The 13785-nt window shown below is 61.5% G+C and carries 12 protein-coding genes; 6 read left to right on the top strand and 6 right to left on the bottom strand.

All coding sequences use genetic code 11. The annotated features are described in order from the left end of the window. Window positions 1-12: 12 nt before the first annotated feature. Window positions 13-1323: a lipoprotein-releasing ABC transporter permease subunit gene (locus ACTJKM_RS06175; RefSeq protein WP_058329348.1), complete on the top strand. Its 1311-nt coding sequence runs from the start codon at window positions 13-15 to the stop codon at window positions 1321-1323. A 16-nt stretch (window positions 1324-1339) separates the two neighbouring features. Then, window positions 1340-2026, top strand: coding sequence for an ABC transporter ATP-binding protein (locus ACTJKM_RS06170; RefSeq protein WP_057252300.1), 687 nt, complete (start codon window positions 1340-1342; stop codon window positions 2024-2026). Between the two features lie 135 nt (window positions 2027-2161). On the opposite strand, the gene ACTJKM_RS06165 is transcribed toward ACTJKM_RS06170, so the two are convergent. Both ACTJKM_RS06165 and ACTJKM_RS06160 read right to left on the bottom strand, forming a co-directional pair. Beyond that, window positions 2162-2629: a DUF5680 domain-containing protein gene (locus ACTJKM_RS06165; protein WP_058329347.1), complete on the bottom strand. Its 468-nt coding sequence runs from the start codon at window positions 2627-2629 to the stop codon at window positions 2162-2164. Between the two features lie 79 nt (window positions 2630-2708). Beyond that, window positions 2709-3281 carry an FG-GAP repeat protein gene (locus ACTJKM_RS06160; protein ID WP_057252297.1) on the bottom strand — a complete coding sequence of 191 codons (573 nt, stop codon included), beginning with the start codon at window positions 3279-3281 and terminating at the stop codon, window positions 2709-2711. Between the two features lie 414 nt (window positions 3282-3695). On the opposite strand from ACTJKM_RS06160, the gene dnaE reads away from it, so the two are divergent. Then, entirely contained in the window at window positions 3696-7193 is a 3498-nt protein-coding gene (gene dnaE / locus ACTJKM_RS06155) for a DNA polymerase III subunit alpha (RefSeq protein ID WP_057252296.1), read from the top strand. Window positions 7194-7302: 109 nt separating this feature from the next. Here the strand turns inward: dnaE and ACTJKM_RS06150 are convergent, their stop codons facing one another. Both ACTJKM_RS06150 and ACTJKM_RS06145 read right to left on the bottom strand, forming a co-directional pair. Beyond that, window positions 7303-8532: a L,D-transpeptidase family protein gene (locus ACTJKM_RS06150; protein ID WP_058329346.1), complete on the bottom strand. Its 1230-nt coding sequence runs from the start codon at window positions 8530-8532 to the stop codon at window positions 7303-7305. A 113-nt stretch (window positions 8533-8645) separates the two neighbouring features. After that, on the bottom strand, window positions 8646-9938 hold the full coding sequence (locus tag ACTJKM_RS06145; RefSeq protein WP_058329345.1) for a DNA polymerase IV: 1293 nt from the start codon (window positions 9936-9938) through the stop codon (window positions 8646-8648). 66 nt (window positions 9939-10004) lie between these two features. Between ACTJKM_RS06145 and ACTJKM_RS06140 the strand changes: the two genes are divergently transcribed. Beyond that, a complete protein-coding gene (locus ACTJKM_RS06140) occupies window positions 10005-10589 on the top strand; it encodes a GNAT family N-acetyltransferase (RefSeq protein WP_058321484.1) in 585 nt (194 codons plus the stop codon). Between the two features lie 17 nt (window positions 10590-10606). Here ACTJKM_RS06140 and ACTJKM_RS06135 read toward each other — a convergent pair whose 3' ends face one another. Both ACTJKM_RS06135 and ACTJKM_RS06130 read right to left on the bottom strand, forming a co-directional pair. Next, window positions 10607-11248 (bottom strand): hypothetical protein, encoded by a 642-nt coding sequence (locus ACTJKM_RS06135; RefSeq protein ID WP_113512923.1) that lies wholly within the window; start codon window positions 11246-11248, stop codon window positions 10607-10609. 2 nt (window positions 11249-11250) lie between these two features. Then, complete coding sequence (locus ACTJKM_RS06130) at window positions 11251-11520, bottom strand: DUF3572 domain-containing protein (protein ID WP_058329343.1); 270 nt, start codon at window positions 11518-11520, stop codon at window positions 11251-11253. Between the two features lie 156 nt (window positions 11521-11676). Here ACTJKM_RS06130 and ACTJKM_RS06125 point away from each other — a divergent pair, with 156 nt between their 5' ends. Continuing rightward, window positions 11677-12048 (top strand): response regulator, encoded by a 372-nt coding sequence (locus ACTJKM_RS06125; RefSeq protein ID WP_003537642.1) that lies wholly within the window; start codon window positions 11677-11679, stop codon window positions 12046-12048. A gap of 17 nt (window positions 12049-12065) precedes the next feature. After that, the gene (locus ACTJKM_RS06120) at window positions 12066-13433 is read left to right on the top strand and encodes a PleD family two-component system response regulator (protein ID WP_057252290.1); all 1368 of its coding nucleotides are present in this window, start codon (window positions 12066-12068) and stop codon (window positions 13431-13433) included. Window positions 13434-13785 lie beyond the last annotated feature (352 nt).

Below are 13785 nucleotides of genomic sequence, written 5' to 3'. Positions count from 1 at the left end.
AGGGAAGGCAGGATGACCGCCGTGACTGAAGATCAGGTGCAGGCCGCAACGCAGCCTGAAAAGTCCTCCAGCCGTCCCTTTTCCGCCTTTGAGCGCATGGTGGCGTGGCGCTACCTGCGTTCCAGGCGCAAGGAAGCCTTCATTTCGGTTATCGCCGGCTTCTCCTTCATCGGCATCATGCTCGGCGTCGCGACGTTGATCATCGTCATGGCCGTGATGAACGGGTTCCGCACCGAGCTGATCTCGCGCATTCTCGGCATCAACGGTCACATGATCGTCCAGCCGATCGACGGGCCGCTCAACAACTATGCGGAGCTGGCGACCAAGTTCTCGGGCGTCAAGGGCGTCACCATGGCAATCCCGTTGGTCGAGGGCCAGGTTCTGGCGCAAGGCATCGGCGATAGTTCTACTGGTGCGCTGGTGCGCGGCATCCGCGCCGACGATCTCGGCAAGATGAAGTCGGTTTCCGACCATATCCAGTCCGGCGACATGGTCGGCTTTGCCTCCGGCTCCGGTGTCGCGATCGGCTCACGCATGGCCGAGCAACTCGGCATTCGCGTCGGCGGAACAATCACGCTGACCTCGCCCAATGGCGACGTGACGCCCCTTGGCATGAATCCGCGCGTCAAGGCCTACACCGTCTCGGCGATCTACGAGATCGGCATGTCGGAATACGACTCGACGATCATCTTCATGCCGCTCGAAGAGGCGCAGCTCTTCTTCAACGCGGAGGGGCTTGCGCAGTCGATCGAGATCTTCGTCGAGCATCCTGATGTCGTCGACGAACTGCGCCGGCCGATCGAGGATGCCGCGGGCCGACAGATCTTCATTACTGACTGGCGCGACCGCAACAAGACCTTCTTCTCGGCGCTCGAAGTCGAGCGCAACGTCATGTTCATGATCCTGACGCTGATCGTGCTCGTCGCCGCGCTGAACATCATTTCCGGCCTGATCATGCTGGTGAAGGACAAGGGCAGCGACATCGCGATCCTCAGAACGATGGGCGCGACCTCCGGCTCGGTGATGCGTATCTTCTTCATGACGGGTGCCGCGATCGGCGCGGCGGGAACGGTCGCCGGCGTGGCGCTCGGCGTCGTCGTCTGCCTCAACATCGAATCCATTCGGCAGTTCTTCTCCTGGATCTCTGGAACCACACTTTTCAGCCCAGAGCTCTATTTCCTGAGCCAGCTTCCGGCCGACATGAATGCCGATGAGACCGCGCTCGTCATCGTCATGGCACTCACCCTTTCTTTCCTCGCCACAATCTTCCCGGCCTGGCGTGCTTCGCGCCTCGATCCGGTGCAGGCCCTGCGTTACGAATGACAAGGACATCAACTGAATGAATGCGCGCGTGGCACTGCAGCTTTCCGGCGTCGAGCGACACTACGGGGAAGGCGAAACGTTCCTGTCCATCCTCAAGGGTGCGGATTTTACCCTGAGAAGTGGCGAGACGGTTGCGCTGGTTGCGCCTTCGGGAACCGGCAAGTCGACGCTTCTGCATGTCGCCGGACTGCTGGAGCGCCCGGATGGCGGCGAAGTGCTGGTCAACGGCGTCTCCTGTGGTGGCCTCAACGACGATCGGCGCACGGCGATCCGCCGCAACGAGATCGGCTTCGTCTACCAGTTTCACCATCTGCTTCCCGAGTTCTCGGCACTTGAGAACATCATGATGCCACAGCTGATCGCCGGCTTGCCCAAGGCTGAGGCCGCCGATAGGGCAAGGGCGCTGCTCGACTACATGCGCATCGGTCACCGTGCCGATCATCGCCCGACGGAGCTCTCCGGCGGCGAGCAGCAGCGCGTCGCGATCGCGCGCGCCGTCGCCAACGCGCCGCTCGTGCTTCTTGCGGACGAGCCGACAGGCAATCTCGATCCGGAAACCGCCGGTTATGTCTTTGAAGCGCTGGAGGCGCTCGCGCGCCAGTCGGGCCTCGCGGCCTTGATCGCCACGCACAATCATGAACTCGCCGGGCTGATGGATCGGCGCGTGACGATCGAGGACGGCAAGGTCGTCGAGATGAACTGATGGCGCCGGCCGCGCGGGCGCGTTGATCGCCCAGCGCCGTTGCCTCCAACTGTCTTTGGCCAGCGCGGAAGAAACGTCTCACAGTTCAGTCCCAGACCGCCCTGGGCGCGGCGTGCGCGTCTTCTGGCGTCGCTCCTAACGCCGGATCAGGCCGCCGCGGTAGTCGAGTTCGTAAGCTTCCTCGCCATCGACGAAGATGACCTCGCGGCCGGAAAAATGTTCGGTGTCGCCGCGGCTGCTATCGATGTAGTAGCCATGCGCATGCCGAAACTCCATGCCGCCGAGGAAGTGCCGCTTCTCACGATACATCGCCTGTAGGGCAGCCTTGATGACCAGACCTGCCTTCTCTCCAGTTGTGAGCTCGGGGCGCATAATCCGGCCGAAGTAGTTCATCGCCCAGCGCGGTTCGCCATCCTGCCAGACTGTTTCCTGTCCTGCAAAATCGGTTCCGCCGAAATAGCTGTCGAGATAGCGCCAACTGCCCGTTTCGTAGCCGATGTCATGGGAGCCTTGGCGAGAGGAAGGCCGCGGCTCGCCGCCGCCGACATAGGTTTTCGATTTGGCTTCGACGATAAAGTCCTTCAGTTGTTCGAGCGCGGCCATGTGGGTTCCTCATATGTTCTGGCCGAGGATGCCGTGGTCCGTGTTGGTTGTAAAGAACAAATAGAGAACAATCACCTGATTACTGAACGCCGCAAGCCTTCTGGCCGCGATCGTCGTTCCAGTCCTTGAGCAGGACGAGTTCGCCCTTGGTGGCTATGGCCTTGTCGTTGGATTTGCCCTTGCCTGTCAGAACGTTGAGGTCGCACTTCAACGTGTTGTCTAGATCGAGTGTATCGTAGGATGAGTAGGTATAGCCGGCGACCACGAACTCGAAATTGCGGTAGGCGACCGTCAGTTTCTGTTCCCAGCGGTCACGTCCGATGGAATCGTTGTGGCTGGAGATGAGCAAAGAACCGCTCGGCAGCGCCTCGACCCACGGCGCCTGTCCGGCAAAGTCAAAGTCGCCCCAAATCTTGTTCGGGATCGCCGCCTTCAGCTCAAGAGCGCCATTCTCACCGGTCAGATAGAGATAGACACCGTTGTCATCGTCGCTTCCATCTGCGGGGCGCACGATCAGGGCGAGGTCCGCGTCACCGTCCTTGTTCCAGTCGCCGGTCGCCGCGGAGACGATGCGGGCAGGGTCGATCGTTTCGGCCGCGGAGGCGACGGCCGGAACCAGAAACAGCAATGGCAGAATCAGACGTGCATGCATGTCGGAACGCTCCGCTTGGTTGTTCCTCTTGATATGCGGGCGCGGCGCTTTCCTCAAGCGGCTTCCTGGCAGTTAACCTGCATTCGACTGCCGTGTTAACCATCGTCAACAGAACGTCTGTGCTCGGCTTGACGCGTGAACAAAAATAGAACAAAGTAAAAACATAACGGAAAAGGAGCCATGTTATGACTGATTTTGTTCGTGACCTCGCCGCCTTCGCTTCGATGAGCCTGTTCATCGCAAGCATCTCTTTCATCGCGCTCGGCCTCTGAGGAGCGTCGATATTTCCTCTCAAGCACCTCCCGAAATGCGCCCCCTGGATTGAATAAGGGGGACGACGTGTCAGGTGAAACTGGACATGTCGGGTGATAAACGGGATATCCTGCCGACCAGACAGGAATCAGGGTGCGAATAATGGCAGACGACGGCAAAGCAGCATCGAGCGAGGCGCTTGGTTCGGACCCGCAGTTTGTGCATCTGCGCGTCCACTCGGCCTTCTCCCTGCTCGAAGGTGCGCTGCCGCTGAAGAAGGTCATCGGCAAGGCGGTTGCCGATAATCAGCCGGCGATCGGGATCGCCGACACCAACAATCTCTTTGCCGCGCTCGAGTTTTCGCAGAAAGCAGCCGACGACGGACTGCAACCGATTACCGGCTGCCAGCTTTCCATCGACATGGAAGACGAGGCGGATGGCGAACGGCGCGGCCACGCGCAACATCTCGCGAAGCTGCCCGCGATCGTCCTGATCGCCGCGACCGATGATGGTTACACCCGGCTCGTGGATCTGGTGAGCCGTGCCTATCTCAGCGGCGAGGGCAGCCAGGCGACTCGGATCACGCGCTCCTGGCTTGCCGAAAACGGTACGGACGGATTGATCGCGCTGACCGGTGCGTCGGGCGGCCCGGTGGACCTGGCCCTGAAGGCGGGCTCGACGGCACTGGCCGAAGCGCGTCTCGAGGCGCTGCATGATCTCTTCGGCGACCGGCTCTATATCGAGCTGCAGCGGCACGGCGGATTTGACCGCCGCCATGAGAGCCGGATTATCGACCTTGCATACAAGTTCGACATTCCGCTGGTTGCCACCAACGAAGCCTTCTTTCCGTCACCGTCCGACTATGACGCCCATGACGCCCTGATGGCGGTCGCGCACAACGCCATGGTTTCGGACGACAGCCGCTTCCGCCTGACGCCGGACCACTACCTCAAGAGCCGCAAGGAGATGGCTGCGCTTTTTGCCGATCTGCCGGAGGCGCTGGAAAACACTGTCGAGATCGCACGGCGCTGCTCTTTCATGCTGAAGACCCGCGGACCGATCCTGCCGCGCTTTACCGGCGCCACCGCAGATCCGGAAGAGGCGGAGCGCGCCGAGGCGGACGAACTGCGCCGCCAGGCGGAGGAGGGGCTCGAAGAGCGTCTCGCCAGGCTCGGCATGGCGCCCGGCTATAGCGAAGAGGAGTATCGCGAGCGCCTGGCCTTCGAACTCGGCGTTATCGAGCGCATGAAGTTCCCCGGCTACTTCCTGATCGTTGCCGACTTCATCAAATGGGCGAAGCAGCACGATATTCCCGTTGGGCCGGGCCGTGGTTCGGGTGCAGGGTCGCTCGTTGCCTATGCGCTGACGATCACCGACGTCGATCCGATGCGCTTCTCGCTGCTGTTCGAGCGCTTCCTCAATCCCGAGCGCGTCTCGATGCCCGACTTCGACATCGACTTCTGCCAGGACCGGCGCGAAGAGGTGATCCGCTACGTGCAGCGCAAGTATGGTCGCGAGCAGGTGGCGCAGATCATCACCTTCGGTTCGCTGCAGGCGCGTGCCGCACTGCGCGACGTCGGCCGCGTGCTCGAAATGCCCTATGGCCAGGTCGACAAGATCTGCAAGCTGGTGCCGAACAACCCGGCCAATCCGACGCCGCTCTCCAAGGCGATCGAGGAAGAGCCACGCCTGCAGGAGGAAGCCGAGAAGGAGCCAGTCGTCGCGCGGCTTCTCGACATCGCCCAGAAGATCGAAGGCCTCTATCGCCACGCCTCGACCCACGCCGCCGGTATCGTGATCGGCGACCGTCCGCTGTCTCAGCTCGTGCCGATGTATCGCGATCCGCGCTCCGACATGCCGGTCACCCAGTTCAACATGAAATGGGTGGAGCAGGCGGGCCTCGTCAAGTTCGACTTCCTCGGCCTGAAGACCCTGACCGTTTTGAAGGTCGCCGTCGATTTCGTGAAGCAGCGCGGCATCGAAGTTGATCTGGCGAGCATCCCGCTCGATGACCCGAAGACCTATGAGATGCTGTCGCGCGGCGAAACGGTTGGCGTGTTCCAGGTGGAAAGCGCCGGCATGCGCAAGGCGCTGATCGGCATGCGGCCGGACTGCATCGAGGATATCATCGCGCTGGTGGCGCTCTATCGCCCGGGCCCGATGGAGAACATCCCGGTCTACAATGCTCGCAAACATGGCGAGGAAGAAGTCGAGTCGATTCATCCGAAGATCGACCATCTGCTCAAGGAAACGCAGGGCGTTATCGTCTACCAGGAGCAGGTGATGCAGATCGCCCAGGTGCTCTCGGGCTACTCGCTCGGCGAAGCCGATCTTCTGCGCCGCGCCATGGGTAAGAAGATCAAGGAGGAAATGGATAAGCAGCGCGCCCGCTTCGTCGACGGCGCCGTGAAGAACGAAGTGTCGAAGCCGCAGGCGGACCTGATTTTCGACCTGCTCGCCAAGTTCGCCAACTACGGCTTCAACAAGTCGCACGCAGCGGCTTACGCCATCGTCTCCTACCAGACCGCCTATATGAAGGCGCACTATCCGGTGGAGTTCCTGGCGGCGTCGATGACGCTCGACATGTCCAACACGGAAAAGGTCAACGACTTCCGTCAGGACGCAAAGCGCCTGGGCATCGAGGTGATTGCACCGTCGGTGCAGTCCTCATTCCGACATTTCCAGACGGGCGAAAACCGCATCTATTATTCGCTTGCCGCAATCAAGGGCGTGGGCGAATCCGCGGTTGAGCATATCGTCGAAGTGCGCGGCGACCGGACCTTCGCGAGCCTTGAGGATTTCTGCCTCAGGATCGACCCCAAGCTTCTCAACCGTCGCGTCTTCGAAAGCCTGATCGCTGCCGGCGCGTTCGAATGCTTCGGCTATGACCGTGCGGAACTGGTCGGCGGGCTCGACCGCATCCTCGGCTTCGCCCAGCGTGCGCAGGAGAACAAGACGAGCGGCCAGAGCGACATGTTCGGGGCGGGGGCGGCAACCGGGCCGGAGCGTATTGCGCTCCCGACCTACACGCCTTGGCTCGCTTCGGAAAAGCTGCACCGCGAATTCCAGGTGCTGGGTTTCTACCTTTCCGCCCATCCGCTCGACACCTACAATGCGCTGCTCGCCAAGATGCGCGTGCAGACCTTCGGCGATTTCGCCGGCGCGGTGAAGAAGGGGGCAACCGCCGGCCGGCTTGCCGGCACGGTGACCTCGAAGCAGGAGCGCAAGACGCGCACCGGCAACAAGATGGGAATCGTCGCCTTCTCGGACTCCTCGGGCCAATTCGAGGCCGTGCTGTTCTCCGAAATGCTGCACCAGTATCGCGACCTCTTGGAGCCGGGCAAATCGTTGGTCATGACGGTTGCCGCCGAGGAGCGGCCGGAAGGCATCGGGCTGCGCATCCAGACCCTGCGCTCGCTCGAGGAAGAATCGCTGCAACTGCAGAAGGCGCTGCGCGTCTATGTGCGCGATTCCGGCCCACTGAAATCGATCGCCTCGCACCTCAACACCAGGGGCGACGGTCTCGTCTCCTTCGTCGTCATCAAGGACAACGGTCAGCGCGAGATCGAGGTGGAACTGAGCGAGAAGTTCCGGATCTCGCCCGAGATCGCTGCGGCGCTGCGCTCGGCGCCGGGCGTGGTCGACGTCGAGTTGGTTTGATCGGCAGGTTTCTCCGTTTCGTTCGAAGCGAAGAAATCACACCGATCACCTTGAGGGTGGGCAGCTGGGACAGAAAGCGCACATTGTGCTTTCCTGCGGTTCCCCGGGATCAGTCACCCGGACGCGATCGGGTGACGGTGATGAAATCGGTTCCCTGGCCGGTCTCCAGCCCGCTTTCCGTGTCGGCGATCGAGAGCGAAGAGCCCTCGGCCAGCAGTCCTTCAACCCGCTTGCGAACGTCGTCGGATATCGTCATTCGCGCCAGCGTGCGCTGTATGCCGTTATAAGCGAAGGGGTCGGCCTCAATGGAAATGCCGAGCCGCTTCTTCATCGAGGCGGGCAGGTGGTTTTCAAGCGAGACGCCGAACCATTTGCCTTCGGCGCCTTCTTCTTCATTGTGCCGGAACTGGAGGAAATGCGTCCCAAGGGCCTCTTCCGGTTTGTCGATGGTGAGGCCGGCTTCGAAAAGCGGCTTGAAACCTTGCCGTACGAGGATCTTGCCGTTCTGCGGCGGCGTTCGGCCGGCCTTACGCAGGAGCTTGTCGGTCAGTTCCGGCGTCAGCTTGCCATCACTCTCGAGACCTTCGCCCGTCTGGAAGGCGCGGAGCGCCGCAATGGTTGCCGTGCCTGCATGGCCGTCGATCGAGCCGGGCGCGTATCCGAGGAATTCCAACGAGGTTTGAACCTCGCGCATGGTGTCGCGCGCGTCGCTGCGCGTGATCAGGATGCGGATCGGTTCTTCCATGGATCTGGAGGTGCCGGCACCGCCGGTCGGCTCTCTCATCGCCACTTCCACCGGCGTATCTCCGGCCTGACTGATCGCCGGTCTGAGCGGAACATCGGAAAGCGGCGGCTGGATATTTACCGGAACCGGACGGAAGAGGAGGGCGCTTTTAACCTCTGCGGGCGATATCTGCCGGTCCGAGATCAGCACATGCACGCCGCGCTCGGTCATCTTGTAGAGCGACGCGGCGAAAGCGCTTGGCAGGCGCACACATCCGTGTGAGGCGGGGTAGTCGGGCACGTGGTTGGAGCCGTGCAGCGCAATACCCGACCAGGTGAGCCGCTGCATGAACGGCATCGGCGCATTCGAATAGATGTTCGACTTATGATGGCGCCGCTTTTCGAGGATAGAGAAGATTCCGGTCGGCGTCGCATGGCCGGCCTTGCCGGTCGACACCGGTGACGTCGCAATCACGGCATCGCCGTCATAGACGACGAGCGATTGCTGGTCTTTCGAGACAATGATTTGCAGCGGCCCGCGACTGCCTGCAAAGCCGGTGGCCGGCGACAAAAGCAGAGCGACGAAGCTGGCGGTGAGAGCGAAACGCGATACCATACACTCAACCCAACACGTGACTTGGCGAACGAGCCTAGCCGGCAATCTTTAAGGAATTCATCCAGTCCGTGTGTGGGCCACATCAAGGTTGCGTGATCGCCGTGTATCTACGTTCAGTGATCGCGTTTGCGGGTACCGAAGGTATAGCCGGTCTCGACGCTCTCCTTACCGAACTTGTCGCGCAGCTTGTTCATGGCGTCTTCGGCCGCTGCCCGGCGGGTTGCCGCCGGATCGACAAGGTCCGGAGGGTCGGCCAGATCCGGGGCGGATAGATCGCTGACGCCAATCCCGATCAGGCGATACTTCGTGCCATCCGCCTCTTTCTCCAAAAGCTGAAGCCCGGTGCGGAAAATGCGGTCGGCAAGCCGGGTGGGGCTGTCGAGCCGCCGGTTGCGGGTGCGAAGCTTGAAGTCGGTGGTTTTGAGCTTCAGAACGACGGTCTGGCCCGCGAGTTCGGACTTTCGCAGCCGGTGGGCCACCTGCTCGCTCAGGCGCCTAAGGTGCGTGACCAGGTCGTCGTAGCGTGCGATGTCGTCATTGAACGTCGTCTCCGCGGAAACGCTCTTCGCCTCGCCGTCGATTTCGACCGCCCTCTCGTCGAGCCCGCGCGACAGGCGATAGAGCCGCTGCCCCATGGTGCCATAGCGGCGCATCAGGTCGGCTTCCTCCATGGTCTGCAATTGCCCGATCGTGCGCACGCCATAGCGTTCCAGGGTGGCGGCGAAGGCCTTGCCGACGCCCCAGATCAGAGTGACCGGCTTTTCCCTCAGGAACTCCAGCGCCTCGGCCTGACCGATGACGGAAAAGCCGCGCGGCTTTTGCAGATCGGAAGCCACCTTGGCGAGGAACTTGCAATAGGAGAGGCCAACCGAAACGGTGATGCCGATCTCCTGCTCGACACGGCGGGCGAAGCGCGCGAGGGTGCGGGCCGGCGGATCGTGATGCAGTCGCTCGGTGCCTCTGAGCTCAAGAAATGCTTCGTCGATCGACAGTGGCTGCACCAGCGGCGTCAACTCCTGCATCAGCGTGCGGACCTCGCGGCCGACGCGCGCATATTTCTCCATGTTGGGTTTGATGACCACGGCCTGCGGGCAGGCCTCCAGCGCCTTGAACATCGGCATTGCCGAGCGTACGCCGTGAATGCGGGCGATGTAGCAGGCTGTGGACACCACGCCGCGCTTGCCGCCGCCGATGATCACCGGCTTGTCGGCAAGCTCCGGATCGTCGCGTTTCTCGATCGACGCGTAGAACGCGTCGCAATCGATATGCGCCAAGGTCAGATCGTAGAGCTCGCTATGGCGCAGCAGGCGCGGACTGCCGCAGGCCGTGCAGCGCCGCGCGCTAGCGGCCTGTTCCTTGAGGCAGTCGCGGCAGAAGCCTGGAGATTGAGCAGCGCTGTCGGGCATATCAGGAACAAATATTGAACATCGCGACCTTACGCTCTACGCTAGTGAGTCTCAAGGGAGGCTCTGTTGGAAATCACACTCCAGTTCTCACCTGTCACGGCAGATAGTTGGGCGGATTTCGAGCAGCTTTTTGGGCCGAACGGTGCCTATGGCGGTTGCTGGTGCACCGCGTTGCGCCTGCCGCATTCCGTTCGAACGGCGATGCCGGCAAGGGAGCGCAAGGCCTTTATCAAGGCTCGTATCGATACCGCGCCGTCGCCCGGTATCCTCGGCTATTTCGAGGGAACGCCGGTGGCCTGGGTTCAGGTTGGTCCGCGCCAGGATGTTCCGCAGTTCAATTCGCCGCGCACGGTCGCGCGACCGCTGGAGGACCGTGAGGCGACCGATCCGACGATCTGGGCGCTGAGCTGTCTGTTCATGCAGTCGAAGCTGCGGGGCAGGGGCTTGAGCCATCAAATCGTGCGCGCCGCGATCGACCACGCCAGGGCGGGCGGCGCGCGCTATCTCGATGCTTGTCCGATCGATCGTGCCAAACAGTCCAAGTCAGTCGCCCTTTGGGTCGGCGCGACGACGGTCTTCGAGGCTGCAGGATTCGACATCGTGGCGCGCCGCAAGGATGGTAGACCGCTGATGCGATTGGATTTGCACTGATGGGAACCGGCGCTGAACTAGCCCTCGAAATGCGCGCGGATGGTGGCCGCCGCTTCCGGCCAGTCGGCCACAGCGCGGATGCCGGCGTCCGGCTTTGGTGCAAGCGCGCGAAACTCCGCGTTAACCATCAGGTTGATCAGCAGGCAGGACGGCGTGTGATGCTGGACCGACTGCAGGTTGCGAAGAATGTCATCCACGAAGACCAGCGGAACCGGGCGTCCGCCGTGCAAATTTTGGACGATCGGTCCCTTCGGTTCCTCGGAGGCAAGCAGCGGATAGGGAAGGCCAAGCCGGTCGAGCAAGGCACGGCGGATCGCGGCGTGATGCGGCGGCATGGCCGTCAGGAAAACGATGTCCGCCTCCTCCGACAGAGCAGCCAAGGTCTCGACGACCTGTGCAGCCGGCGTCTGCCAGCGATCCTGCGTCCCGTAGAAGGAATCAAGCAGGGCTTTGACCTCCGCCTCCGCCAGCGGTTGTTCGTTCGCGCGATCGATGATGTTGCCGGTCAGGCGGAACGATCGGGGCAGCAGCACGTGGCCGCAGCTATCGAGAAAGGCTTTGAAGGGATTGATGAATTCGAGCACGACTTCATCGACGTCACTGACGATCAGCGGGCGCTCTCGAAGCTGAATGCGGTCGCTTGTGGACGTGCCTCGCACGCTCAATCCTCAAAACCCGAATGGTCAGAAAGCGCCGCATGGGCGCGCACGACATCTTCCGGTGCCGTGCCGGTTGCCTGGCAGAATGCCATCAGCGTCGGCTCGTGGTCCATGAGAAAGGCGATGAGACCGCCCATGAAGCCGGGTTCGGCAATGGCATTGCGCAACGCCGTTGGATCGGTGCCCGTCAGTGCCAGGAAACGGGACAGAAGCTCAGGCTCGCCCGCGAGCCAGGCAAGGATGTCGATGGCGATTTCGTCAGCGCTCTTCAATGCTTCGTCCCCGTATGGTTTTTACGTGCGGAGTTACCTATTTTTCAACCAAATAGGCCTATCTCTGAAGTTGAGGAAATGGGTCGAGTCGTCGGCTCTGCAAGTTAAATGTCCTGAGGAGACTTGCAAGACGATGATGGACAGCAAGGGATCGACATGCCCAAACAGGTAATGATTGTTGAAGACAACGAGCTGAACATGAAACTGTTCCGCGACCTGATTGAGGCTTCCGGCTACGCGACGATCCAGACGCGCAACGGCATGGAGGCGCTCGAGCTCGCGCGCAAGCACCGGCCCGATCTCATTCTCATGGACATCCAGTTGCCGGAAGTATCCGGTCTGGAAGTGACGAAATGGCTGAAGGAAGATGACGAGCTTCACGTCATTCCGGTCATTGCGGTCACCGCATTTGCGATGAAGGGCGACGAGGAACGGATCCGCCAGGGTGGATGCGAAGCCTATGTTTCCAAGCCGATTTCCGTACCGAAGTTCATAGAAACGATCAAAACCTACCTGGGCGATGCCTGAGCGGCGGGAAAATTGATATGACTGCGCGTATTCTTGTCGTTGATGATGTTCCGGCCAATGTGAAGTTGCTCGAAGCCCGGCTGCTCGCCGAGTATTTCGATGTACTGACGGCCAATGACGGCTATTCGGCGCTGGCGCTTTGCGAGAAGACGCCCATCGATCTCGTGCTTCTCGACGTTATGATGCCCGGCCTCGATGGCTTCGAGGTCTGCGAACGTCTGAAGGCCAATCCGCGCACGGCGCATATTCCCGTCGTCATGGTGACGGCGCTCGACCAGCCGTCGGATCGCGTGCGCGGCCTGAAGGCCGGCGCCGACGACTTCCTGACCAAGCCCGTCAACGATCTCCAGCTAATGTCGCGCGTGAAGAGCCTGGTGCGGTTGAAGAATGTCAGCGATGAATTGCGCCTGCGCGCCCAGACGGCGCAGACCATCGGCCTCGAAGACGTCGGCGGTGCGGATCGTCCGGACGAGCCGGGCAATGTTCTGCTCGTCGATGGCCGTGGCTCGTCACAGGAGCGGCTGCAACGCGCCCTCAAGCCGATCGCCGATGTTTCGGTGATTTCCGATCCGCAGGCGGCGCTCTTCGAAGCGGCCGAGAACAACTTCGACCTGGTCATCGTCAATGCGAATTTCGACGACTACGATCCCCTGCGGCTGTGTTCGCAGTTGCGCTCGCTGGAGCGGACGCGCTTCATCCCGATCCTCTTGATCGCGGAGCAGGGCAGCGACGAGATGGTGGTGCGTGCGCTCGATCTCGGCGTGACCGATTATCTGATGCGGCCGGTTGATCCCAATGAACTGATTGCCCGCTCCATGACCCAGATCCGGCGCAAGCATTGCAATGACAGGCTGCGCTCGAGCGTGCAGCAGACCATCGAACTTGCCGTCACCGATGGCCTGACAGGCTTGCACAACCGCCGCTATTTCGACACCCACCTGAAACTGTTGATGGACCGGGCTGCGGCGCGCGGCCGGCCGCTCTCCATCTGCATGACCGACATCGACCGTTTCAAACAGGTCAACGATACCTACGGCCATGATGCCGGCGACGAAGTGCTGCGGGAGTTCGCCAACCGCATTCGCACCACCGTGCGCGGGGCCGATCTTGCCTGCCGCTTCGGCGGAGAGGAATTCGTCGTCGTGATGCCGGATACGTCGGCTGAAATGGCGGCGGGCGTCGCCGAGCGCTTGCGCATGATTATCGAAAGCCTGCCGTTCCCGGTTCCGCAGGCGGATGGCGTTTTGAAGGTAACGGCGTCGATGGGAATAGCGACGCTCAGGCCGGGTGCTGACACGGCCGAGGCTCTGCTGAAGCGCGCGGATACGGCGCTCTACCAGGCCAAGCACGAGGGCCGCAACCGCGTGGTGGCGGCGGCCGCCTGAGCGTTTGTCCGTCCAATCCGGGCGCTCCGCGACCCAGTGATTTTCTTGGGGCACCTCTTGCGGGTCGCATTTAAAGTTGTATTCTCGCCACAGCCGATGCTACCGGGGAGTTTGGGTAGCCGCGGCGCCCATGCGCGTGCCTGTCTTACTCTGATACAGAATTAACCATGCGCTTAGCGGCACCGCTTCGCGCATTAAGAATTCGTTGATTTTTTTCCATTTTCAGGTGATGCTGATGAACAAGTAGGCATCGCCTACCAACATTTTGCTTACCCCATGATGCTCAGGTCCGCCGCATCTCCTGGGTCGTGGGGTCGGTCGGTTGGCTTTTGACTTCTGCGGAATCCTCGTG

It is taken from the genome of Ensifer sp. 22460 (assembly GCF_052044935.1).
Taxonomy (GTDB): domain Bacteria; phylum Pseudomonadota; class Alphaproteobacteria; order Rhizobiales; family Rhizobiaceae; genus Ensifer.
Note: the sequence above shows the minus strand (reverse complement) of the source record. Positions and strands in the feature narration are given on the sequence as shown.

Excerpts from the sequence above, each read along its gene's own strand:
- ACTJKM_RS06175 (WP_058329348.1), top strand. The coding sequence starts at position 13 with ATGACCGCCGTGACTGAAGATCAGGTGCAGGCCGCAACGCAGCCTGAA.
- ACTJKM_RS06170 (WP_057252300.1), top strand. The coding sequence starts at position 1,340 with ATGAATGCGCGCGTGGCACTGCAGCTTTCCGGCGTCGAGCGACACTAC.
- ACTJKM_RS06165 (WP_058329347.1), bottom strand. The coding sequence starts at position 2,629 with ATGGCCGCGCTCGAACAACTGAAGGACTTTATCGTCGAAGCCAAATCG.
- ACTJKM_RS06160 (WP_057252297.1), bottom strand. The coding sequence starts at position 3,281 with ATGCATGCACGTCTGATTCTGCCATTGCTGTTTCTGGTTCCGGCCGTC.
- dnaE (WP_057252296.1), top strand. The coding sequence starts at position 3,696 with ATGGCAGACGACGGCAAAGCAGCATCGAGCGAGGCGCTTGGTTCGGAC.
- ACTJKM_RS06150 (WP_058329346.1), bottom strand. The coding sequence starts at position 8,532 with ATGGTATCGCGTTTCGCTCTCACCGCCAGCTTCGTCGCTCTGCTTTTG.
- ACTJKM_RS06145 (WP_058329345.1), bottom strand. The coding sequence starts at position 9,938 with ATGCCCGACAGCGCTGCTCAATCTCCAGGCTTCTGCCGCGACTGCCTC.
- ACTJKM_RS06125 (WP_003537642.1), top strand. The coding sequence starts at position 11,677 with ATGCCCAAACAGGTAATGATTGTTGAAGACAACGAGCTGAACATGAAA.
- ACTJKM_RS06120 (WP_057252290.1), top strand. The coding sequence starts at position 12,066 with ATGACTGCGCGTATTCTTGTCGTTGATGATGTTCCGGCCAATGTGAAG.